Source organism: Cruoricaptor ignavus, assembly GCF_014961145.1.
Lineage (GTDB): Bacteria > Bacteroidota > Bacteroidia > Flavobacteriales > Weeksellaceae > Cruoricaptor > Cruoricaptor ignavus.
Map to the genome: position 1 here is coordinate 1,894,858 of NZ_CP063145.1, position 21,471 is coordinate 1,916,328.

A 21,471-nucleotide genomic window follows, 5' to 3' on the forward strand; every position below is an offset into this window, starting at 1 on the left:
TCCTTTAGGAATGTTATATAGGGATTTTTTAAAACCACTGTTAGATTTCGCTCTGGCGCTCATCGGCTTCGTTGCTTTATCGCCGCTGTTTGTGCTGGTTACGGTAGCCTTATTCTTTGCCAATGCAGGAAAGCCTTTCTTTTTTCAGCTTCGTCCAGGAAAAAGCGGAGAGATATTCCGCATCATAAAATTCAAAACGATGAATGACCGGAAAGATGCGCAAGGAAATCTGCTACCTGATGCCGACAGGCTTACAAAAGTTGGCGCGTTTGTACGCAAAACCTCTCTGGACGAAATTCCGCAACTTATCAATGTCCTCAAAGGGGATATGTCTTTAGTTGGGCCAAGGCCGCTGCTGCCATCCTACCTGCCGCTTTACAACGATTTTCAGCGGAGAAGAAACGAAGTAAAGCCGGGAATCACAGGCTGGGCACAGGTGAACGGCAGAAATGCGATCAGCTGGGAGCGTAAATTTGAGCTGGATGTCTGGTATGTAGATCACATCAGCTTTTGGGTTGATTTAAAAATTCTTCTACTTACTGTGAAGAAGGTTTTCGTTCGTGAAGGCATCACGCAGGAGGGCCATGTAACTTCTGAAGAGTTTAAAGGGAATAAATAATGGTACTTTTCGGAGCCAGTGGTCACGCTAAGCCTATCATTGATATTGCACTCTTAAGAGGGGAGGAGGTAGAGTTAATCTATGATGATAACCCAAAGTGCAGTCATATTTTTGGCATCCCTGTGGAGAAATGTAACGGAATATTCCCATTGCATAAAAAATGTGTGATTTCTATCGGAAATAATCATGTCAGGCGCAAGATTGTTGAGCGTCTCAATTTCAATTACATATCATTAATTCATCCGAATGCAGTGATTTCATGCTATTCAGAGGTGGGGGTAGGAACAGTTATAATGGCAAACGCTATTGTAAATCCTGCCGCTCAAATCGGAAGGCACTGCATTATCAATACAGCGGCTGTTGTTGAGCACGATTGCATTATTGATGACTATGTTCATATCTCACCAAATGCAGCCCTAGCAGGTGGTGTAAAAATTGGTGAGAATACCCACATTGGAATAGGAGCATGCATTATCCAGGGTGTAAAAGTGGGTAAAAACTGCATCGTGGGAGCAGGTACTGTCATCATCCGCGATGTACCGGATAATTGCACCGTGGTGGGGAATCCTGCTAAACCGATTAAATTTATCGATTAAATGAATACAAAAATATGGCTTTCTTCGCCACATATGGGCGGAAGCGAACTGAACTTTATCCATCAGGCCTTTGATGAAAACTGGGTGGCGCCACTTGGTCCCAATGTGAATGATTTTGAAAAAGATCTTGAAAATTTTCTGGGCGGGGAATCTAAGGTGGCTGTGCTCAGTGCAGGTACTGCAGCGCTTCACCTTGCGCTAATAATTTTGGGCGTAAAGTCGGGAGATACTGTTCTGTGCCAAAGTTTTACTTTTTCTGCATCGGCCAATCCAATAACTTATGTTGGCGCAAAACCTATTTTTATCGATTCCGAGCCGGAAACTTGGAACATGTGCCCGCACGCATTGGAAGAAGCCATAAAAACGGAGATAGAGGCAGGCCAAAAACCGAAGGCAATAATTATGGTGCATTTGTATGGAATGCCTGCAAAACTGTCTGAAATTCAGGAAATCGCAAAACGTTACGAAATCCCTGTAATTGAGGATGCGGCGGAAGCCCTTGGCTCGGAATACAAAGGACAAAAGTGCGGAACTTTCGGCGAACTATCCATCCTGAGTTTCAACGGGAATAAAATCATCACCACTTCAGGTGGCGGAGCCTTGGTCTGCAAAACTCAACAGCAGAAGGACAAGGCGGTATTTCTTTCCACGCAAGCTCGTGACAATGCGCCGCATTACCAGCATTCAGAGATTGGCTATAACTACCGTATGAGCAACGTGTGTGCTGGGATTGGCCGTGGACAAATGGAGGTGCTGCCAGAAAGGATTGCTGCCAGAAGGAAGATGCACGATTTTTATAATGAGCTTTTCAAAAATGCTGCAGGCATCACGCTTTTCACAGAGCCGAATCCAGATTTTTTCTCCAATCACTGGCTTTCCGCAATTACGATTGACCAGGAAATCGCAGGCTTTTCAAGGGAAGATTTGCGCTTGAAATTCTTGGATGATAATATAGAATCGCGGCCGCTTTGGAAGCCAATGCATCTGCAGCCAGTCTTTGGAAATGAAAAATATTACGGTGGCAATGTAGCCGAAAAATTATTCGAAAACGGGCTCTGCCTGCCTTCTGGAAGCAACCTCACGGATTCTGACCGAGAGAGAATCGCTGCGGTTATAAACTCGTTACTTTTCTAACCAAACAGTTGGTATAAAGGAAAAATCGTATCTTTCCCAACTGAATTAAGTATATGGACCACGATTTCAGACCTTGGGGTGAATATTGGGTTTTAGAAGATGCGCTTACTCACAAGGTAAAGAAAATTTTTGTAAAGCCAGGCCATCGGCTTTCGTTGCAGTATCATAAGCATAGGGCTGAGGTATGGACAATTATTACAGGAATGGCTACTGTAACACTTAATGATGAAGTAAAGGATTTTCTTCCTGGTGAGGTTATCCGTATACCACGGGGTGCGCAGCACAGAATTGCGAATAATTCAGAAGAAGATTTATACTTCATTGAGGTGCAGTATGGAGAGTACTTTGGTGAAGATGATATCGTGCGGATTGAGGATGATTATAATAGGAGTGAGTAGGAAAAAATTCGAGAGCTGGAGATGCGACAACTTTATCATCGTTTTGCTTCGATTTTAAAACTTTCAGATGCTATTTCGCTTCTACTAACTTTTCTTTTATTACACTTTTTCAATTTATTCCCTGTTGCGTTTGCGGAGCAAGTAGTTATTTTGTTAGGGTTGTTATTGATATGGTTTGTAATTTCTTGGTTCACAAAGCTTTATGAGAATGCTTACGTAAGATATGCCCAGGAGCATTTGGGGGTTCTTGCTAAAACTTATATAGTTTTTAGCTCTGTTAGTTTAAGTATATATTTTCTCCTTTTTGAAATTTTACCTAAAAGAAAAGCAATTCTTTCGGCAATAGTCATTTGCGCAGTATTTCTGTTTATATTTAGAATTTTAACGTTTCTTTACAGGAGAAAATACCGAATTTATCTAAACCGCAGGCTTGTAAGCGTTCTCTTAGGGAAGAGCAGGGATATTGAAGTTTTTTTGAGAAAAAAGAATTTCCGTTCATCATTGGGCATCAAGGGTTTTTATACGGTAAATGCTGAAAATGATGTCGGCCGTGGAAAATACCTAGGTGATTTGAATGATTTGTTAAATGATTTAAATGAAAATAATATTGACAACATCATTCTTTGCGATACAGAAAATTTTCAGGAAGATTACAAAACGGTTTTAAAAAAAGCGGATGACCAAATGGTGAGAATTTATCTTTTACCGGCGTTAATCAGCAATGTGCCCTCAGCTTCCCTTAATATTGTTGGAGATGTCGCACTATTTAAAATGATACCGGAACCTTTGCAATCACTGGAGAAAGCATTATTAAAAAGAACATTTGATATCATCTTTTCACTTGTTGTCATTATTTTCATTTTGTCGTGGCTTACGCCGATAATTGCCATCATCATCAGGGCGGAGAGCAAAGGCCCGGTGTTTTTCACGCAGCTTCGTTCCGGTTTGGATAATAAGCCGTTTAAATGCTTTAAGTTTCGAACGATGAGGGTAAACGATGAAAGTGATACACGGTTAGTTGCAAAAAATGATGACAGGATAACCAAAATAGGGGCCTTTCTTCGAAAAACGAGTATTGATGAATTTCCCCAGTTTTTCAATGTTTTGCTTGGTGATATGTCTGTCGTTGGGCCTCGCCCAATGATGCTTTCAGTTACAGAAGCCAATAAGAAAATTATAGAAAAATTTAATGTAAGGCATTTCGTAAAGCCCGGCATCACAGGTTGGGCGCAGGTTACAGGTTCCCGCGGAGAAATTTTCAGCGAGGAAGATATGCAGCGCCGCATCGAAAAAGATGTGTGGTACATCCAAAACTGGTCTTTTTTCCTTGATTTAAAAATCATATTTTTGACGGTTTATAATCTTATTAAGGGCGATGAGCAAGCCTATTGATTAAATATTTTCTAATGAAACTGATCCAGACACCATTAAAAGACTGCTACATCATCGAGCCCACAATTTTCGAGGATGACAGAGGCTATTTTTACGAAAAGTTTAACGAGAAAAAATTCGAGGAGCTTACTGGGCTGAACGGGCATTTCGTTCAAGATAATATTTCCAAATCGTGCTACGGCGTTTTGCGCGGCATCCATCTGCAGAAAGGTGAAAATGCCCAGGCAAAATTAGTTTCCTGCCTGGAAGGGAAAGTTTTAGATGTGGCTGTGGATTTGCGAAAAGATTCGCCGACTTTCGGTAAATGGTACGGCGTGGAACTTTCTGCGGAAAACAAGCTGCAGTTCTATGTGCCAAGAGGTTTCGGCCACGGATTTTCAGTGCTGAGCGAAACGGCAGTTTTCGCGTACAAATGCGATAATTTCTACAACAAAGAATCGGAAGGCGGCGTGCTTTGGAACGATGCCGATTTGAATATCGACTGGAAACTTCCGGCTTCTGACATCATTCTTTCAGAAAAAGACAAGGTTCAGGCAAAATTCTCGGAGGGAAATTTTTGAGCTTAGATGTGGCCAAGATGCAAGACATAAAACTTGTCATACAAACAACAATAGACAGTAAAAAACCTTTTAATCATTCAACCTTTGAATTTTTTAATCCTAAAATAGAATGCAGTCCATCATTATCACCGGAGGTGCCGGTTTCATAGGTTCGCATGTTGTGCGGGAATTCGTGAAAAACCTGCCCGATACGAAAATCATCAATCTGGATGCGCTCACATACGCTGGAAATCTGGAAAACTTGAAGGATATTGAGAACGAGCCTAATTACATTTTCGAAAAAGCGGACATTACCAAAACCGAAGATCTGCGCCGCGTCTTCGAGAAGCACAAGCCTGATGCCGTGGTGCACCTTGCCGCGGAAAGCCATGTGGATAGAAGCATTGCCAATCCAAATGCCTTCATCAATACCAATGTTTTCGGCACGGCAAATCTGCTGAACCTTTGCCGCGAATTCTGGGAGCTGAACCCTGAGCATACCCACGGAAATTTCCCGGATGAGAAGCGCAAAAACCTGTTCTACCACATTTCCACCGATGAAGTTTACGGTGCCCTGGGAGAGACCGGATTCTTCACGGAGGAAACGGCCTACGATCCGAAATCGCCGTATTCCGCAAGCAAAGCGGCTTCCGATCATCTAGTGAGGGCCTACGGCAATACCTACGGCCTGCCGTTCATCGTGTCCAACTGCTCAAATAATTACGGCCCGAACCATTTTCCGGAAAAGCTGATTCCGCTCTGCATCCATAACATCCTGAACGAGAAGCCTTTACCAATTTATGGCGATGGAAAATATACCAGGGACTGGCTTTTCGTGATTGACCACGCTAAGGCGATTTTCCAGATTTTCCACGAAGCGAAAACCGGCGAAACCTACAACATCGGGGGCTGGAATGAGTGGCAGAATATTGACTTGGTAAAGGAATTAATCCGCCAGGTTGATGAGAAAACCGGCAAGCCAGCAGGCTATTCCGAAAAGCTGATAACCTTCGTGAAAGACAGGCCAGGCCACGATAAGCGCTACGCAATAGACGCTACGAAACTTCACCGAGACTTAGGGTGGAAACCCTCCGTAACCTTTGAAGAAGGCCTTTCCCAAACCATCGATTGGTTCCTTGAAAATCAGGAATGGCTGGAAAATGTGACCAGCGGAGATTATCAGAAATATTATAGTGAGCAGTACGCAAACTGATGCGGATTTTTGGCGAATTAATGCTAATTATTAGCGAATTCTCAAAGGATGGGTGATAAAATTATTTTTCCTGAGGAAAGTTATAGGATTATCGGCATTTGTATGAACATTCATTCACAAATGGGAAGCGGATTTTTGGAGGCGGTGTATTCTGAAATTCTCGAAAAGGAATTTTTAAAAAACCAAATACCCTACAAAAAGGAAGTTCCGCTGGATTTGTATTATAACGGAGAAAAGCTGACGAAGAAATACCGCGCTGATTTTTTGTGTTTTGATGAAATTATATTGGAGATTAAATCGGTGTCGTTTATTCACGATAATCTGCTGCGCCAAACATTAAATTATCTGAAAGCCACAGGAAAAAGATTAGGCCTGCTCATCAACTTTGGAGAGAAATCTTTAACTTATAAAAGGATTTTAAACCCTATTTTGCATTAGTATGTATTTGTAAATTCGCATCAATTCGCAATAATTCGTAATAATCTGCAATAATTCGCAAAAATATGAAAGGAATTATTCTCGCCGGAGGATCCGGCACAAGACTTTATCCGCTGACCATCGCTGTTTCCAAGCAGCTGATGCCGGTGTACGACAAGCCGATGATCTACTATCCGCTTTCCACGCTGCTTTTGGCGGGGATTCGTGAAATACTGGTCATCACCACGCCACACGATCAGGAAGGCTTTAAAAAACTTTTGGGCGATGGCTCAGAAATCGGCTGCCAGATTGAATATGTGGTGCAACCTTCGCCGGACGGCTTGGCGCAGGCGTTTATTTTGGGCGCAGATTTTATCGGCAATGATTCCGCTGCGCTGGTTCTTGGTGATAATATTTTCTACGGCTATGGTATGGGCCAGCTGCTGAAGGAGAAAACCAATCCTGATGGCGGCGTAGTATTCGCCTACCATGTAGCCGATCCGGAAAGGTATGGCGTAGTGGAATTTGATGAGAATTTCAGAGCGGTATCCATTGAGGAAAAACCGCAGGATCCGAAGTCCAATTATGCAGTTCCCGGGCTTTATTTTTACGATAATGAGGTGGTGGAAATTGCGAGAAACATCAAGCCTTCGGCTCGTGGCGAACTGGAAATTACCGATGTGAACAATGTTTATCTGCAAAAAGGAAAGCTGGAGGTCGGCGTTTTGGACAGAGGCACAGCCTGGCTGGACACAGGCACTTTCGATTCCCTGCACGATGCATCGGAATTTGTGCGCGTCATAGAAAAGCGGCAGGGCTACAAAATAGGCTGCATCGAGGAGATTGCGTGGCGCAATAAATTCATCACCGATGAAAAACTTCTGGAAATCGCCGATAAATATGGCAAGAGTGGGTATGGGAATTATCTGAAGAAACTCGTGAGCGAATAGTACAAAAAAAGATATTTATATTTGTAGCCAAACTTCGCGGATGAAATTCTATATCACAGCGGCGAGCCTTTTTGCCGCGTCCTTCTTCTCAGCGCAGTCCATCAAATTTGAAGAACTGCCAATGAGTGAAATACTCGCAAAAGCAGGCAGGGTGGGGAAGCCTGTATTCCTAGATGCCTACGCAAGCTGGTGCGGACCTTGTAAAATGATGGAGCGGAATGTATTTGTAAAGAAGGAAGTTGCAGATTTTTATAATGAAAATTTTATAAACGCCCACCTGGATATGGAAAAGGGCGAGGGCAGGGAAATTGCCCGAAAGTATCAGGTATACTCCTATCCCACCTATCTTTTTTTAAATGCTAATGGCGAGGTGCTTTATCGTGGCGGCGGATATCTTGAGCCTGATGATTTTATCAGCCTGGGTAGGAGGGTGGCAAACCCGCTTGTAAAAGAAGGAAACGCAAAAGAGCGCTTCGAAAAGGGTGAAAAAGATCCGGAATTCCTGAAATCTGCCGTACAGCTCTTTGCGGCTACTGATCCGGAATTTGCCAAAAAGGTAAGCGAGCGCTATTTTGCCAATAAAAAAGACCGCCAGCTAAGCAGGGAAGAATTATCGATGCTTTTGTCTTACATACGGTCAACGAACGACGCTAATTATAAATATTTCTTTGAAAACAAGGCAGAAATCACGAAGTTGCTCCCGGAGGAAGTGTACCGCCAATTCAATGAGCAAATCTTAATAAGCGATGCGCTGGCGAAGGCCATCAACACCAGCGATGGCAGCATAAATGCTGGGATATATCGCAAGGAAATAGCAGGAAAAGTACCGGGGGAAGAGGCTGAAGCAGGCCTAGCAAGGTATGAGATGAATTTCTACCTCACCTCAGGTAATTTTGAGAAATTTGAAGAAACAGCGTTGGCATTTTTTAAAGATGGAAATGGTTTTGATCCTGCTGATCTTGTGCAGCCGGCAATGCTCATCTCCGAACACAGCAATGATGCCCGGTCGCTAAAAACTGCCTCCGCCTGGCTGGAAAAATCTGTGATGTCGCGCGAAACCGTGCAGAATACCTATGCCTTGGCAAAGATTTATCTGAAAACAGGAAAAAAACAGGAGGCCAGGATGTTTGCCGAGCGCGCGCTGCAGCTTGCGGAAAGCGGAAACCTCGATACCAACCCCGTGAAAGAGCTGCTCAATGAACTTTAGAATCTGGGTAAGTTTTTTTGTTGTTTGGAGTGGAATTCTTTTTTCCCAGCAAGCAGAGGAGCGGCAGGTTTTCGTAAAGGGGAATGCCCTACTGCTGCCAGTCGGCATTATTAATACGGCAGCGGAGTTTCAGTTAGCGCCAAAAATCACCCTGCAGGGTGATGCCACACTTTCTCCCTGGAAGTCTTTTGCGGGGCACAATGCCCGCTTTCTGATCGCAGGGGTGGACGGGAGATATTACTTTAAAGAAGCCTTTAGCGGCTGGTATGTAGGTGCTAATGTCTCCGGCGCCGCATTCAACATATCAAAGTGGAACTACTGGAACAATGAATTCTCCAAAAACAAGCAAGGCGAGATTACCCCATACATCAACTCAAATCTTTACCAGAAGGGCTACGGTTTTATAATCGGTGCTGTCGGTGGCTATCAGTTTAGCTGGAAAGAGCGGTGGAATCTGGATGTGTTTCTTGCATTCGGGAACGCGCAGGATAGATATAAAGGCTACGACAAGCTGAGTGGCGACCGCTACGATACAGACCACGGGGACGGCTGGAACCGCAGCGGAGAGTGGCTCCCGTACCGAGGCGGCATTATGGTTTCCTATAAAATTAAGTAAAATGAAACTCTTTGGCAGAAATCATATCGTAGTGTCAGTGCTTACATTTATCATCGTATTTTTGATGAATTACCTCGGTAGTGAAGCTCCCGACCGCCTTCCGAGGGCGTTGTTGAATGCCGTAGCCGGCGTGTTGGGCCTCAGCATAGGGCTTTTTATACTTTATAAAAACAGAGACTCCGGCAGGGGACCAGATTTTGATTAAATTTCCTGGATTTTGAGTTTTCCACTTTATTACGCCAATAAAATTGCTTTAGCGAAAAGTTCTAAAAATAACCTCTCGCGGGTTATCATCTTTATCGGGAGGCTTTCCGTAGCGCTGGGTGTCATCGTCTCCCTCATTACCGTATCTACGGGGCTTGGTTCCAAATACGCTATCAGGGACCGGCTGGCGGATTTCACCGGGGAGCTTATGCTGAAATCTACCCGATCTAATACCTCGTACAACTCTTCCGCCCTCAGTACGGAGGCATTGAATCTCCCTGAAATAAAACGGCTGCAGGGGGTGGAAGGAATGCAGAAGTTTGTAACCGCAAGCGGGATCCTGCGCACGAAAGACAATTTTGCCGGGATTATTTTCAAGGGAGTCGGCAAAGATTTTGACCACGCACGGTTCAAAAAATTCTTGGTAGCGGGGGAGACTCCTCAGGTCACAGAAGATGGATTCAACGGGAATATCGTGCTTTCGCAAAAAATTGCTGTGGATTTAGGCAAAAAAGTGGGCGACAGCGTGGTCGCGATTTTCTCGAAAGAAGACCAGAAGCCGCTGTACCGAAAATTCCGTATCTCTGGGATTTACAGCACCGACATCAAAATGATTGATGATCTCTACATCATTGGAGGTATTAATCACGCCAGAAAAATTACAGGTTTGGGCAATGACGATGCTGGTGGTTACGACATTTTCCTGGACAACCGCTCCGGGACAGACAGACTTGCAGCGGAGATCCAGCAATTGGCTGGCTACAAAAATTATGTTGAAAAAGTCACAGACAATTACCCGCAGATAGTGGACTGGATCAGTATTTTTGATGTCAATATAGCGCTGATCATCGGGATAATGCTTGCAGTGGTAATAATCAACATTATAATGGTGCTTTTGATTCTCATAATAGAGCGCACCAACAGCATCGGGATCCTAAAAACTTTGGGCGCAAATAACCGCTGCATACGGCAGATTTTTATTTATTACACACTTATCATCATGCTGCCGGGGCTGCTTTTCGGAAATCTCATCGGGATTGGCTTGCTTCTGCTTCAGAAATATTTTGGCATAATAAAGCTCAATCCGGAAAATTATTATGTCAGCGAAGTTCCTGTGGACTTAAATCCGTTACTCATCCTTTCCATTTCGCTCGGGATGCTGATTATATCGGCTCTTACACTGATTTTGCCCAGCTATCTCATCAGCAAAATCTCACCCGTACGCTCAATTCGCTACAGTTAATTTTAAAGCGATAACTTTGCGGCTTTAAATTTTCCGAATGAATTACGCAAATAATATTCTTGAAACCATTGGGAATACGCCACTTGTAAAGCTGAACCGAGTTTTGGGCGATGATTTTCCTGCGCTTGTTTTGGCAAAGGTAGAAACTTTTAATCCAGGAAATTCCGTGAAAGACAGGATGGCGCTGAAAATGGTGGAAGATGCGGAGAAAGACGGAAGGCTGAAGCCCGGCGGAACCATTATAGAAGGGACTTCCGGCAATACCGGTATGGGTCTGGCGCTGGCTGCCATCGTGAAAGGCTACCGCTGCATTTTCGTGACGAACGATAAACAGTCGAAGGAAAAAGTAGATGTGATGAAGGCTATGGGTGCGGAAGTTGTGGTGTGCCCAGATGATGTGGCACCAGATGATGAGCGCTCGTATTACTCTGTTTCTCAGCGACTTGCAAATGAAACGCCGAACAGCTGGTATGTGAATCAGTATGACAATTTGTCAAACCGGCAGGCTCATTACGAACAAACAGCGCCAGAAATTTGGGCGCAAACTGAAGGGAAGCTCACGCATTTCGTGGTGGGTGCAGGAACCGGCGGAACCATTACAGGTTGCGGAAAATTCTTCAAGGAAAAAAATCCGGACATCAAAATTATCGGTGTGGATACCTATGGCTCGATTTTGAAAGAATTCAAGGAAACCGGTGAATACAGGCCGGAAAATGCGTATGCCTACATTACCGAAGGCATCGGAGAAGATATTATTCCGCAGAATTATGATTTTTCAGTAATTGACCATTTTGAGAAAGTAACTGATAAGGATGGTGCGCTTTTTACGAGAAAATTAGCAAAGGAGGAAGGGATTTTTTGCGGATATTCTGCGGGAAGTGCGATTTCGGCAATCAAGCAAATGCAAGCGCAATTTACTGAAAATGATGTAGTTGTGGTTCTACTTCACGACCACGGATCTCGTTATGTGGGCAAGGTTTACAACGATGATTGGATGAAGGAAATGGGCTGGCTTTAAGATAAGCCGTTCAAAACTTCCGCTAATTTTTTCGTGAGATTTCTTCTTGAGAATTCTTCAATATTGCTCGTCTTATTTTGAGAATTTCCTAATTTCCATTGATTGTAGGTTTTTAAGATAAATTCTTCAATCTTTGCGGAATCATTAAATTGGAAGTGTTTTCCAGAATTTGTTTTTTCAAGAATTTTTTCAACATCTGCATTTTTTGGTCCGAAGGAAATAATATGGTTTCCTGTTGATAAATATTCGAAAAGTTTTCCGGGAATGATTCCACGGGAATTTTCCTGGGGGAAATTTGTAATTAACAGTAAATCAGAGCTTTGCATTTCTCGATAAGATTCATCGTGAGAAAGATAGCCCATATTTTTGATATGGCTTTTTAAGTTTTTGCGCTCTAAATCCTGTAAGATTTTTTCATCTATTTTGCCTACAAATTTGAGTTGAAAATCATTGGAAAATTCAGCATTCTGTTTTATCATTTTCTCTAAAACCTGCCATAAATTTTCAGGATTTCGTAATTGCTCCAAAATACCGATATAGCTCAGCGAAAATTTTTCAGTTTTGGAATTTGAAACTCCTGGTTCAAAATCGAAACCATTGGTTATGGTCACAGACTTTGCGCCTCTTTCTCTGAAGTTCTCAGCATCTGTAAAGCTGGTAGCGATTGTAATATCGGCAGTTTTAAAAACTTTCCGCTCAAGTTTATGGTGAATAAAGTTGGCTAACTTACTGAGCCTCAGATGTTTATAGTATGAAATTTCAGTCCACGGATCACGGAAATCTGCAATCCATTTTAGTTTGAGATTTGCCTTTTTCAATGCTAATCCGATGAGATGCAAAGAATGCGGCGGACCGGTTGTGATTACTGTATCTATTTGATTTTTAATTAAATACCTTTTCAGAAAATTTACGGATGGCTTCACCCAGAAAACTCTTGCATCCGGAATGAAAAAATTGCCGCGAATCCAAACTGAAAGTTTTGATTTCCAGGATTGGTGTTTCCCGACATCAAATTGCCCAGCTTTAAATTTTTTATTTTGCGGATTTAATTTCTCTGCAAAACGGTACGGTTCCCATATTTTTTTTCTTATAACTTTCAGGTTTTCAGGCACTTCCTTCAAAAGTGATTCGTCAGAAATCGGGTAGCTTGGATTTGCCGGTGCGTAGATTACTGGCTCGAAACCAAATTCCGGAAGGTATTTCGCAAACTTTAGCCAGCGCTGAACACCTGGTCCGCCAGCAGGCGGCCAGTAGTAGGTGACGATGAGGACTTTTTTACTTTGCAAAATTTTTCTGTTTTCTGAAATAGAAAATTCCGGCAAGGCTCAGCGCTAAAAATAAACCGAAGGAGATCCAGGAAAAAAGTTTGCCGCGCTGTAAAACTTCCGGCTCGAAAATCATTTTCACATCGTGCCTTCCGGCTGGAATGTGCAGCGCACGAAGCAAGTAATTCGCCTTGATGTACGGCACTTCCTCACCATCCAAAAACATTTTCCAGCCGTGCGGATAAAATATTTCTGAGAAAACTGCCAGTTGTGATGTGGAACTGTTAGTTTTAAAATGCAACTCGTTCGGCTGGTAACTTGTCAGCTGGATGCTCGCCAAAGAATCACGCTGCAGATTTTTCCCATTAATATATTCTTTGTCATTTGCCGAGATTATTGCGAATTTTTTAGTGTCTATTTCACCTATTTTTTCAATTTCTTCGTTTGGTGTATTGGCAAACTGAATTTCGGAAACTAGCCAGGCATTTCCGTTGTTGTTCGGATTGGCAATCACCTGTCCACTTTCAGTGCCAAGCACAAAGTATTTGGTGTTCAGCATATTAAGGATTTCCATCGTCTGTTTTTCTTCAATAGAATCCTTCGGTGAAAAATATTTCCCGATTAAATCATCGTATCGTCTCAGCTTTGCAGCAGAATATCCACCAACCGAAGATTTAAAATAGGAGGTGTTTGTTTCGCTGAAAGTGCCCAACACCTGATTGTAAATTCTGTAATGATTCTGGTCTTTTTCTGTGATTTCTTCAAGGCGCTTATTGATTTCGATGCTCGCTAAAAGTGGTTCAAGTTTGGGATTTTCCATCATCCGTTCATCGAATTCGGTTTGGAAGGGATGATCGGCGAAGACTTTTTCCACGAAATTATCATTGTTCAAATAGCGCCTATTCACCGTCCACAAATCGAAAGTGCTCACCAAAGCAATGATAATCAGCGCCACATTCCCTGAGATTTTTTTGGAAACAGCAAGGAGCATCGCAGCGGCGGTTATTAGGATGTAAATGATGGCTTTCAGCGTATCGGCCTGAAACATTTTGTAGCGCTCATCTATCAGATAATCAAGGAGATAGGGCGGAAGGTAAGTCTTTTCATTTTCGCTGTAGAAACCTAAAATCGGTTTACTGAAAATCATTAGCAAAAGCAAAAATGCTACAAATCCAGCAGTCAAGAAAATCAGCGTTTTAGCTTTCGGGTTTTTTTTCAGATTGATGAATTTAGCATTACTTTCCGCTTGAGATTTCAGCTCTGCTTTTTTTGTAACCTTTTGATTTTCATTGAGTTGAAAAAAATAATAAAGCCCAATCATTGCAATTAATGGCAACAATAATTCCGGTACTACAAGTATGGAACTTGGCGCGCGGAATTTGTTGTACAGTGGCACAAATTCGATAAAAAAATCGGATAGCCACATTAAATTGCTGCCCCAGGCCAGCATTATGGTGAGAATTGTGGCGGCTAAAATCCAGTAGCGGTAATTTTTCGGTGCAAAGAAAAACCCGAGAAATGCCAGGAAAATTACCACCGCACCCTGATAAGCTGGTCCGGAAGTTCCGGGCTGCTCACCCCAGTAAGTTGGGCTTTGAAGGCCGCGGTAAATATTCTGTAACTCGTTTTCAGATTTTACATTTTCCTGCACAATCTGCGATATCTCCTGCATCATTTTTTCCGAACCTGGCTCATCACTTGCACCACCCATCAGTCTGGGTATCAATAAGTTAAGCGTTTCCATTTTGCCGTAGCTCCACATCAGCATACTTTCCTTATCCATCCCGGATTTTGTGGAAGAGCCGCCTTCGTCCTGCAAAATTTTCTTGCCGCGCACAGTTTCTGTCACATATTCAGCGTTCGCCATCAGGCGCTGTGCATTCATCCCAACACCCAAAACGCAGGCGATGCCCACGATTCCAGTGGAAATCAGGAAGTGCTTCCACGATGATTTTTTCTGAATGGCGCGGATTAATTCCGAAATGAACAAAAATGCCAACGCGATGAACAGATAATAGGTCATCTGTGGATGGTTGGCAGCCACCTGAAGCCCCATAAATAAAGCGGTGATGATAAAACCGAGCAAATATTTTTTGCGGATGTAAACCAGCAAGATACCGGCTAAAAGCGGTGCAAAGTACGATATGGTGTGCACTTTGCCGTTGTGCCCGGCCGCTATGATGATGTAGAAATAGGTGGAAAGCCCGAAGAATAAAGCGCCGAGAAGTGCGTACTTCCAGTTTCGCACGGCCACCATCCCCAGTAAGAAAAAGCCGGCAAACAGCGTGAACAGGTAGTTTACAGGTTTCGGGAAAATGTTCAGCACATCGTCAATTTTGTTGATAACATCGCCGCTGAAACGGGCACCCATCTGATAAGTGGGCATTCCGCCGAACATACTGTTGCTCCAGTAGGTTTCCTTGCCGTGCGCTTCGCGGTAATCCAGCAGTTCCTTCGCACCGCCTTTGTACTGGATGATGTCGTGCTGGAAAAGCTTTTGCCCGGAAAGCACAGGGTTGGCATAGATGAAGCCCAGCAGCACGAAAAGCAGCAGGCAAGCGAGAATGTACAGCCAGTTTCGTTGGTTCTTTTGCATAAAAAAACTTTGGTCTCGCAAAAATAGCAAACCAAAGTTTAAGAGTTTGGTGTTTAAAGTTTAAATTTCTACCATACAATTGTAACCAAAATCACTTCTCGGGATACTTTATCCACATATTTTTCTCGAGTGGGTTTTGGCTGTTTCTTATCGTTTTCTGCTGTGCCAGCCTTCTTTGGTCCAGCTGTGTAGGCGATGTAATCGGTTGATTGTCAATCGTTACCGTGCCGCCATCTTTCAAAACCCGAATCAAATTCTCAAACGGATTTTCATAATCATCCAGCTTTATTTTCTCGTACTGCTTCCAGCTTACCGCTATTGGCTGTGCGCCGTAGTGCGTTTCCACGAAATCCGTAGTGTTGTAGGTTTCCTTCAGCATCTTGTTCTTCACAAGTTTGTAGATGAATAGCTGCTCATCATCGGAAATCTCGAAGATTAAGCCGGGCAAGCCGCGGAATTTGTACGGCCCTTCGTTGATGTTCACATCGTGGGCAAACCACGCCGTCCAGTGCCTTCCGCCGAAATCCGTTTCCGCTTTTTGCAGCTTGTAGCCGTCCACCGTTTTCGTTTCCTTGCCCAGCTTCCATTTCATTTCGTCCTTGGTTTTCAGCTGGAAATAATCGCCACGGTTGTTGGTGAGGTAAGAAATGTTCTCGCTGGAATTTCTCTTCCGCTTCAGCACCTGTCCGCTCTGTGAGTTCGTGCGGAAGTTATGTCCTGGCGTTTTCTTCGTGAGAGAGTCCGTCTCGATGAATTTATAATCATAAAACTTCGTCTCATCAGGGTTTACATCCAGCGCCATATAAAGTTGGGTGTAGTTGTTCCAATCCGGTTTTTTGCTTTTGTATTCATAAACGAAGCGGTTGGTTTGCGCAAAAACATTCGCGAAAACAAGGCTTAATACCATTCGCAAAATTTTTCTCATAATTCTTTTTTTTGATAAATTTATAATGTTTAGGTTAAATCCTTCAAGCAAATTTAATGCAATATTATAAAATTTTTTGGTTGAGGTTAATATAAAGTTTAAGGTTGAGAAAAATTTTCAGGGTAGAAGCAATGAAACGCAATTTGCTCTTGGCTCTTTTTCCTATCTTTACGAAAATTTTCCCAATGAAAAAGTTGGCATACCTTCCGCTGTTTTTCGCCCCGCTTTTCTCGGCGCAAATTCAGGATTACAAATACATTGCCGTGCCTTCCGAAATGAAGGACTTCCGAAAAAATGATTACGGCCTGCCGAAAATCCTGAAGCAAAAACTGAACGCGAAAAACTATGCCGTGCTGGAAGGAAAGCAGCAGGAATGGCCTGCCGAAGCGCAGAACAACTGCAATGTCCTCAGCGCAGAAATCGCCAATTCTTCCAGCCTTCTGAAGAATAAAATCACCGTGAATTTCTCGGATTGTAATGGCAGGCAAATCGCAAGTTTCACGGGCGCTTCCAACGATAAGGATTATGACACAGGCTATCCTGATGCGCTGAACAAGGCGCTTGCCAACCTTCCGGAATCGAAGCCTGTGCAGAAGGATTTTGCCAAAACCGAAGCACCGACGATAGCTGAAACGCCGGCGAAAACGGAACCGAATTCCACCACGAATTCCAAAGCGGAAATCTACAGCAATGGCACCATTTCTCTCAGCAGAATTAATCTCAATTCCAAACAATTTATCTTGTCGAACGCATCCAGCTCTGTACCTTTTGCAACTTTCACGCAGTCCGGAAAGCGCGAGGTCTATCACTGCAAATTGGAAAACGGCAATTTTGCGCTGGGCTATTTCGATGGCAATGATTTAATCATCGAAATCCCAACAAACGACGGCAATTTTGCGAGAACGGTTTATACAAGGGCGAAATAAAAAGTAAGGTTTGGGCTGAAGTTAAGTTTTAGGTTAAGGCGGAGATTAAGGTTAAGGCGGAGATTAAGCTTGAGCGGATTGTCACCCTGAGCTTGTCGAAGGGCAAAAAATTTTTAAGGTTTAGATTGAAAAATTTAAACGCTTCGGCAAGTTCAGCGGGACGACACTTTTTACTTTTACCTTTTGCCTTTTTCCTTTTTCCTTTTTCCTTGGCTCTTGGCTCTTACCCATTAAAATACTCCCACACCACTTTGCCTTTGCTTTTGCCCAGGATTTCTTCCAGCGTTTCCAGCGGTGCTTCCTTGATGCGCTTCACGGATTTCAACTTCGTGAAAAGCAGTTCCACGCTTTTCGGACCAACGCCCGGAATTTCGTCCAGCTCGGTTTTTATTGTTGAATTTTTCCGGCGCGTTCTGTGGTGCCTTACGCCAAACCTGTGCGCTTCGTCTCGCACTCTTTGCAGGATTTTCAGCGTCTCAGATTTTTTGTCCAGATATAGCGGAATGGGATCTTCTGGGAAGAATATTTCTTCCAGCTTTTTCGCAATGCCGATGACTGTGATTTTCCCGTATAGTCCAATCTGCTTCAACGATTTTACGGCGGCGGAAAGCTGGCCTTTCCCACCATCTATCACGATGAGCTGTGGCAAAGGCTCTTCCTCATCCAGCAACCTTTTGTAGCGGCGGAAGATCACTTCTTCCATCGTGGCAAAATCGTTCGGCCCTTCTACAGTTTTTGGGTGGAAGATGCGGTAATCTGCCTTGCTCGGTTTGCCGTCCTTAAAAACCACGCAGGCTGAAACAGGGTTGCTGCCCTGGATGTTCGAGTTGTCAAAGCCTTCTATGTGCCTTGGTTCCTCGGGCATTCTCAGGTTTTTCTGCATCTCTGCCATTATTCGGTTGGTGTGCCTATCGGGATCTACAATTTGGATCTGCTTCAGTTTTTCGATGCGGTATTCCTTCGCGTTTTGCGCGGAAAGCTCTACCAGACGCTTTTTATCGCCAATTTGCGGCACTATGAATTTCACGCCAGGTATTTCGAAATTCAGGTGGAACGGCAGCAGGATTTCCTTTGATTCTGAAGCGAATTTCTGCCGGATTTCTATCAGCGCTTCTTCCAGGATTTCCTCGTCGCTTTCTTCCAGCACCTTCTTTATTTCCGTGGTGTAGCTTTGGATGATGTTCCCGTTCTGAATTTTGAAATAATTGACATAGGCCGCCGTTTCATCGCTTGCCATCCCGAAAACATCCACATCGTTTACCGCTGGGTTTACCACGGTATGCTTCGCCTGGTAGTTTTCCAGCAGGTCCATCCGTTCCTTCACGAGCTGTGCGTTTTCAAATTCCAGGTTTTCGGCGTAGCGCATCATTTCTTCCGTAAGATAGGCCTTCGCCAAGCGGAAATCCCCCTTGATAATTCCACGGATGGCATTGATTTTCCGGTTGTATTCGTCCTCCGCTTCCAGCATTTCGCACGGCCCAGCGCAGTTTTTTATGTGGTATTCTAGGCACACCTTGTATTTTCCCTCGGCTATTTTCTCTGGGCTAAGGTTCAGGTTGCAGGTGCGGATTTTGTAGATGTGCCGTATCGTATCCAGCAGCACCCTTGCTGGCTTTACCTTGGCGTAAGGCCCGTAGTATTCCGAGCCATCCTTAATCACTCTTCTTGTTAGGAAGATTCTGGGGAAATGTTCGTTCTTGATGCAGATCCACGGGTAGCTTTTATCGTCCTTCATATTCACATTGTAGAAGGGCTGATGTTCCTTTATCAGGTTATTTTCCAGCAGAAGTGCATCGTATTCGCTTGGTACTATGGTGGTTTCCAGCCGGTGTATTTTCCCTACCATTATCCGCGTTCTGTAGCCGGAAAGGTTTTTGTTGAAGTAAGATAATACCCTGTTTTTCAGGTTTTTAGCCTTTCCTACATACAGTAGCTGATTGTTCTTGTCGTAATATCTGTAGACGCCCGGTTCATTCGGCAGAGATTTCAATTGAAGTTCCAGCTCAGAATTCATAGGGCAAAATTACGAAGTATGCGCGCCATCCGCAATTCTGTGGATTTTGGCAGTCGCCAAAAAAAAGACCGCGAATCCGCGGTTTTATTTTGTATTGTTCGGTTCATTAGGAATTTCCTCGTACTCAGCCGTCTCCGCATCCCACTTGATTTTACCCGAAGTTCCTTTCGGAAAATTTTCTTCCTTCGGTTTCCTGCTGAATCTTCTCTGGGGAAAAAAGCCCTGCAGCCAGTTCCAAACAAAGAAGACGATGGCAGTACTCAGGATAAGTTCCAGGATGTATTTCATGGCGTCTATTTATTACCCGGGTTTACGATTACTGTGGTCACCGCATTGTTTTTTATCGTCTGGCTCTGTTTCCCATCCGAGATGCTTTCGCTCTGGTTAGTCTTCACGGCGATGTTCTGATTGTAGACCCATCCCGTATTCCGGTCGAAAATTACCGTGCCACTTTGGCTCATTTCCGAGCTGATGCTGTGCGTCATCCCGTCTTTGCTACGCTTGTCAGACTTCTTCGGAATCCCTCCGGATACGCTGAGGATAGCTCTGGTATCATCTACCGATTTCAGAGTGTAGGTAGTTGTAAGTTTTACGGAGCCATCAGGAGAGGCATTTTCCGTGTGCGACCAGCTTTCCCCGATTTTCGCCCCCTTTTTTGGTAAAACATTCAAGTTCTTTTCAAGCTGCTCTTTCAGCGCCCTATCACTTAAACTTTGTTTAAAACCGGCCATGAAATTTTGCTGCTGTTCGGCACTTTTCAGGTGTTTTTTTATCACACTTTCCACCTTTGTGTAAATATTGTCAAAACCAGAAACGGACAGCACTGTGCCATCCGGCTTCATCATCATTTTCAGCTGGCTGCCAGCCAGTGCCTTGTTCACCGCCCACATCAGTTTCAGGTTCTCGTCCTTCGGCTCCGGGGAGTTGGTATCTATGGAAATTTTCTGCCCGTTCGCTGTTTCAGAATTCTTCTTCCCGATGAGGTTTATCGTGATGTCATAAATATTATTTTCAAATTTATTCACCCTAAAGCTCATCTCGTCAGTCGCCTCCGAAGTTCCGGAGACCGCCTTGCCGTCTGGAGCGGTAAGTGTCTGTACATTTTTCGTATAAGTCGTCAGCGGGTAGCTCTGCCCCGGCACCAGTTTGTAAGATTGCGTGTAGACCCCCGCAGAGTCGGAAATAGCGGGTTTCACTTCGGCTATCTCGGGGGCAGGCTCCTCCGTCCGCTCCGTATTTGCGGGCGCTTCTGCACTGGCTTTTCCTGCTTCATTCGTTCCTTTGCTGGTTTGCCCGTCCTTTTTGCACCCGGTGAGAGCTATGCCGATCAGCGCGATTGCTGTTATTTTTTTCATTCTGATGATTTTTTTTAGATTGGCAACTCTGCTATTTCTATGCCGAATTCTGCAGGAGAGCCGGAGATTTTTTATTTTAAATTTCCGCCGCCGGATTTCTGCCGTACCGCCTCGTAGAGGATCGCTCCGCACGCTACGGACACATTCAGGCTCTGCGTTCTGCCAAGGAGGGGCAGCTTTACTTTTTCATCGGCGTGATGCAGAACTTCCTTCGAGATTCCTGCCTCCTCATTCCCCATTACAATGGCGCAGGGCTCTCGCAGGTCGGCATCATAGATGTATTTTTCGGCCTTTTCTGTAGCCGCAAAAACCTGAACGCCACTCTGCTGCAGGTAGTCCAGAGTGTGCGCGAGATTGCTTTCCTTGCAGATTTTAAGGTTGTAAATGGCACCCGCGGAAGTTTTTATCGCATCGGAATTTACCGGCGCCGCGCCCTTCTCCGGGATGATGATGGCGTGAACGCCCGTGCACTCCGCCGTGCGGCATATCGCCCCGAAATTCCGTACATCCGTAAGCCTGTCCAGGATGAGAAGGAAGGGAGTTTCCCCTTGCTCAAAAATCGCCGGCAGCACATCCTCAATTTTGTAAAAAGGAACATCTGAGATGAATGCCACCACGCCCTGGTGGTTCTTCCGGGTGAAGCGGTTCAGCTTTTCGGGGGGCACAATGTTCGGCTTTATTTTCTGCTTCGCAAGAAGGGCTTTCAGCTCGGCATAGTTCTGCCCCTGGAGGCCTTGCTGGAAGAAAACTTTGTCAATAGTTTTCCCAGCATCCAGAGCCTCCATCACGGGGCGGATCCCGAAAATGAAGTCTTCTTTTTTCTCCTTGTTCAAATGTAAATTTT

General features: G+C 44.2%; 22 protein-coding genes. 15 read left to right on the top strand and 7 right to left on the bottom strand.

Features of this window, described 5'->3' with window-relative positions; translation table 11 throughout:
* Positions 1-10: 10 nt before the first annotated feature.
* From IMZ16_RS09130 to IMZ16_RS09195, 14 genes are all read left to right on the top strand, one after another.
* A complete protein-coding gene (locus IMZ16_RS09130) occupies positions 11-619 on the top strand; it encodes a sugar transferase (RefSeq protein ID WP_193439778.1) in 609 nt (202 codons plus the stop codon).
* Positions 619-1,215 (top strand): acetyltransferase, encoded by a 597-nt coding sequence (locus IMZ16_RS09135; RefSeq protein ID WP_193439779.1) that lies wholly within the window; start codon positions 619-621, stop codon positions 1,213-1,215. The genes IMZ16_RS09130 and IMZ16_RS09135 overlap by 1 nt, the downstream gene beginning before the upstream one ends.
* Positions 1,216-2,349 carry a DegT/DnrJ/EryC1/StrS family aminotransferase gene (locus IMZ16_RS09140; protein WP_193439780.1) on the top strand — a complete coding sequence of 378 codons (1,134 nt, stop codon included), beginning with the start codon at positions 1,216-1,218 and terminating at the stop codon, positions 2,347-2,349.
* 53 nt (positions 2,350-2,402) lie between these two features.
* On the top strand, positions 2,403-2,747 hold the full coding sequence (locus IMZ16_RS09145) for a phosphomannose isomerase type II C-terminal cupin domain (protein ID WP_193439781.1): 345 nt from the start codon (positions 2,403-2,405) through the stop codon (positions 2,745-2,747).
* A 21-nt stretch (positions 2,748-2,768) separates the two neighbouring features.
* Positions 2,769-4,139, top strand: coding sequence for an exopolysaccharide biosynthesis polyprenyl glycosylphosphotransferase (locus tag IMZ16_RS09150; protein ID WP_193439782.1), 1,371 nt, complete (start codon positions 2,769-2,771; stop codon positions 4,137-4,139).
* Positions 4,140-4,153: 14 nt separating this feature from the next.
* Positions 4,154-4,699, top strand: a complete 546-nt coding sequence (gene rfbC, locus IMZ16_RS09155) for a dTDP-4-dehydrorhamnose 3,5-epimerase (RefSeq protein ID WP_193439783.1) — start codon at positions 4,154-4,156, stop codon at positions 4,697-4,699.
* Between the two features lie 109 nt (positions 4,700-4,808).
* The gene (gene rfbB, locus IMZ16_RS09160; RefSeq protein ID WP_193439784.1) at positions 4,809-5,891 is read left to right on the top strand and encodes a dTDP-glucose 4,6-dehydratase; all 1,083 of its coding nucleotides are present in this window, start codon (positions 4,809-4,811) and stop codon (positions 5,889-5,891) included.
* A 48-nt stretch (positions 5,892-5,939) separates the two neighbouring features.
* Positions 5,940-6,329: a GxxExxY protein gene (locus tag IMZ16_RS09165; protein WP_193439785.1), complete on the top strand. Its 390-nt coding sequence runs from the start codon at positions 5,940-5,942 to the stop codon at positions 6,327-6,329.
* A 65-nt stretch (positions 6,330-6,394) separates the two neighbouring features.
* Positions 6,395-7,258, top strand: a complete 864-nt coding sequence (rfbA, locus tag IMZ16_RS09170; RefSeq protein ID WP_193439786.1) for a glucose-1-phosphate thymidylyltransferase RfbA — start codon at positions 6,395-6,397, stop codon at positions 7,256-7,258.
* Between the two features lie 40 nt (positions 7,259-7,298).
* The gene (locus IMZ16_RS09175) at positions 7,299-8,465 is read left to right on the top strand and encodes a thioredoxin family protein (RefSeq protein ID WP_193439787.1); all 1,167 of its coding nucleotides are present in this window, start codon (positions 7,299-7,301) and stop codon (positions 8,463-8,465) included.
* A complete protein-coding gene (locus IMZ16_RS09180) occupies positions 8,455-9,081 on the top strand; it encodes a DUF3575 domain-containing protein (protein WP_193439788.1) in 627 nt (208 codons plus the stop codon). The genes IMZ16_RS09175 and IMZ16_RS09180 overlap by 11 nt, the downstream gene beginning before the upstream one ends.
* A gap of 1 nt (position 9,082) precedes the next feature.
* The gene (locus IMZ16_RS09185) at positions 9,083-9,286 is read left to right on the top strand and encodes a hypothetical protein (RefSeq protein WP_073179669.1); all 204 of its coding nucleotides are present in this window, start codon (positions 9,083-9,085) and stop codon (positions 9,284-9,286) included.
* Positions 9,287-9,298: 12 nt separating this feature from the next.
* A complete protein-coding gene (locus tag IMZ16_RS09190; RefSeq protein WP_193439789.1) occupies positions 9,299-10,528 on the top strand; it encodes an ABC transporter permease in 1,230 nt (409 codons plus the stop codon).
* Positions 10,529-10,565: 37 nt separating this feature from the next.
* Positions 10,566-11,546: a PLP-dependent cysteine synthase family protein gene (locus tag IMZ16_RS09195; RefSeq protein ID WP_193439790.1), complete on the top strand. Its 981-nt coding sequence runs from the start codon at positions 10,566-10,568 to the stop codon at positions 11,544-11,546.
* Here the strand turns inward: IMZ16_RS09195 and IMZ16_RS09200 are convergent.
* The 3 genes from IMZ16_RS09200 to IMZ16_RS09210 all read right to left on the bottom strand — a co-directional run bounded on the left by IMZ16_RS09200 (position 11,543) and on the right by IMZ16_RS09210 (position 16,332).
* On the bottom strand, positions 11,543-12,832 hold the full coding sequence (locus tag IMZ16_RS09200) for a glycosyltransferase family 4 protein (protein WP_193439791.1): 1,290 nt from the start codon (positions 12,830-12,832) through the stop codon (positions 11,543-11,545). The genes IMZ16_RS09195 and IMZ16_RS09200 overlap by 4 nt on opposite strands.
* A complete protein-coding gene (locus IMZ16_RS09205) occupies positions 12,822-15,407 on the bottom strand; it encodes a YfhO family protein (RefSeq protein ID WP_193439792.1) in 2,586 nt (861 codons plus the stop codon). The genes IMZ16_RS09200 and IMZ16_RS09205 overlap by 11 nt, the downstream gene beginning before the upstream one ends.
* 91 nt (positions 15,408-15,498) lie before the next feature.
* Entirely contained in the window at positions 15,499-16,332 is an 834-nt protein-coding gene (locus tag IMZ16_RS09210) for a GLPGLI family protein (RefSeq protein WP_193439793.1), read from the bottom strand.
* 185 nt (positions 16,333-16,517) lie between these two features.
* On the opposite strand from IMZ16_RS09210, the gene IMZ16_RS09215 reads away from it, so the two are divergent.
* Complete coding sequence (locus IMZ16_RS09215) at positions 16,518-17,258, top strand: hypothetical protein (RefSeq protein WP_193439794.1); 741 nt, start codon at positions 16,518-16,520, stop codon at positions 17,256-17,258.
* 223 nt (positions 17,259-17,481) lie between these two features.
* Here the strand turns inward: IMZ16_RS09215 and uvrC are convergent, their stop codons facing one another.
* The 4 genes from uvrC to rlmB form a co-directional block, all read right to left on the bottom strand.
* Positions 17,482-19,272, bottom strand: a complete 1,791-nt coding sequence (uvrC, locus tag IMZ16_RS09220) for an excinuclease ABC subunit UvrC (RefSeq protein WP_193439795.1) — start codon at positions 19,270-19,272, stop codon at positions 17,482-17,484.
* Between the two features lie 84 nt (positions 19,273-19,356).
* Positions 19,357-19,560 (bottom strand): hypothetical protein, encoded by a 204-nt coding sequence (locus tag IMZ16_RS09225; protein WP_073179653.1) that lies wholly within the window; start codon positions 19,558-19,560, stop codon positions 19,357-19,359.
* A 5-nt stretch (positions 19,561-19,565) separates the two neighbouring features.
* Positions 19,566-20,627, bottom strand: a complete 1,062-nt coding sequence (locus tag IMZ16_RS09230; RefSeq protein WP_193439796.1) for a DUF6263 family protein — start codon at positions 20,625-20,627, stop codon at positions 19,566-19,568.
* Between the two features lie 71 nt (positions 20,628-20,698).
* Complete coding sequence (gene rlmB / locus IMZ16_RS09235; RefSeq protein ID WP_227411506.1) at positions 20,699-21,460, bottom strand: 23S rRNA (guanosine(2251)-2'-O)-methyltransferase RlmB; 762 nt, start codon at positions 21,458-21,460, stop codon at positions 20,699-20,701.
* Between the last annotated feature and the right edge of the window lie 11 nt (positions 21,461-21,471).

What these genes read in the sequence shown, in the direction of transcription:
- IMZ16_RS09210 (WP_193439793.1), bottom strand. Translation starts at nt 16,332, where the DNA reads ATGAGAAAAATTTTGCGAATGGTATTAAGCCTTGTTTTCGCGAATGTT.
- IMZ16_RS09150 (WP_193439782.1), top strand. Translation starts at nt 2,769, where the DNA reads ATGCGACAACTTTATCATCGTTTTGCTTCGATTTTAAAACTTTCAGAT.
- IMZ16_RS09135 (WP_193439779.1), top strand. Translation starts at nt 619, where the DNA reads ATGGTACTTTTCGGAGCCAGTGGTCACGCTAAGCCTATCATTGATATT.
- IMZ16_RS09185 (WP_073179669.1), top strand. Translation starts at nt 9,083, where the DNA reads ATGAAACTCTTTGGCAGAAATCATATCGTAGTGTCAGTGCTTACATTT.
- IMZ16_RS09165 (WP_193439785.1), top strand. Translation starts at nt 5,940, where the DNA reads ATGGGTGATAAAATTATTTTTCCTGAGGAAAGTTATAGGATTATCGGC.
- IMZ16_RS09180 (WP_193439788.1), top strand. Translation starts at nt 8,455, where the DNA reads ATGAACTTTAGAATCTGGGTAAGTTTTTTTGTTGTTTGGAGTGGAATT.
- IMZ16_RS09195 (WP_193439790.1), top strand. Translation starts at nt 10,566, where the DNA reads ATGAATTACGCAAATAATATTCTTGAAACCATTGGGAATACGCCACTT.
- IMZ16_RS09140 (WP_193439780.1), top strand. Translation starts at nt 1,216, where the DNA reads ATGAATACAAAAATATGGCTTTCTTCGCCACATATGGGCGGAAGCGAA.
- rfbA (WP_193439786.1), top strand. Translation starts at nt 6,395, where the DNA reads ATGAAAGGAATTATTCTCGCCGGAGGATCCGGCACAAGACTTTATCCG.
- uvrC (WP_193439795.1), bottom strand. Translation starts at nt 19,272, where the DNA reads ATGAATTCTGAGCTGGAACTTCAATTGAAATCTCTGCCGAATGAACCG.
- IMZ16_RS09130 (WP_193439778.1), top strand. Translation starts at nt 11, where the DNA reads ATGTTATATAGGGATTTTTTAAAACCACTGTTAGATTTCGCTCTGGCG.
- IMZ16_RS09215 (WP_193439794.1), top strand. Translation starts at nt 16,518, where the DNA reads ATGAAAAAGTTGGCATACCTTCCGCTGTTTTTCGCCCCGCTTTTCTCG.
- IMZ16_RS09230 (WP_193439796.1), bottom strand. Translation starts at nt 20,627, where the DNA reads ATGAAAAAAATAACAGCAATCGCGCTGATCGGCATAGCTCTCACCGGG.
- rfbC (WP_193439783.1), top strand. Translation starts at nt 4,154, where the DNA reads ATGAAACTGATCCAGACACCATTAAAAGACTGCTACATCATCGAGCCC.
- IMZ16_RS09145 (WP_193439781.1), top strand. Translation starts at nt 2,403, where the DNA reads ATGGACCACGATTTCAGACCTTGGGGTGAATATTGGGTTTTAGAAGAT.
- rfbB (WP_193439784.1), top strand. Translation starts at nt 4,809, where the DNA reads ATGCAGTCCATCATTATCACCGGAGGTGCCGGTTTCATAGGTTCGCAT.
- IMZ16_RS09175 (WP_193439787.1), top strand. Translation starts at nt 7,299, where the DNA reads ATGAAATTCTATATCACAGCGGCGAGCCTTTTTGCCGCGTCCTTCTTC.
- IMZ16_RS09225 (WP_073179653.1), bottom strand. Translation starts at nt 19,560, where the DNA reads ATGAAATACATCCTGGAACTTATCCTGAGTACTGCCATCGTCTTCTTT.
- IMZ16_RS09205 (WP_193439792.1), bottom strand. Translation starts at nt 15,407, where the DNA reads ATGCAAAAGAACCAACGAAACTGGCTGTACATTCTCGCTTGCCTGCTG.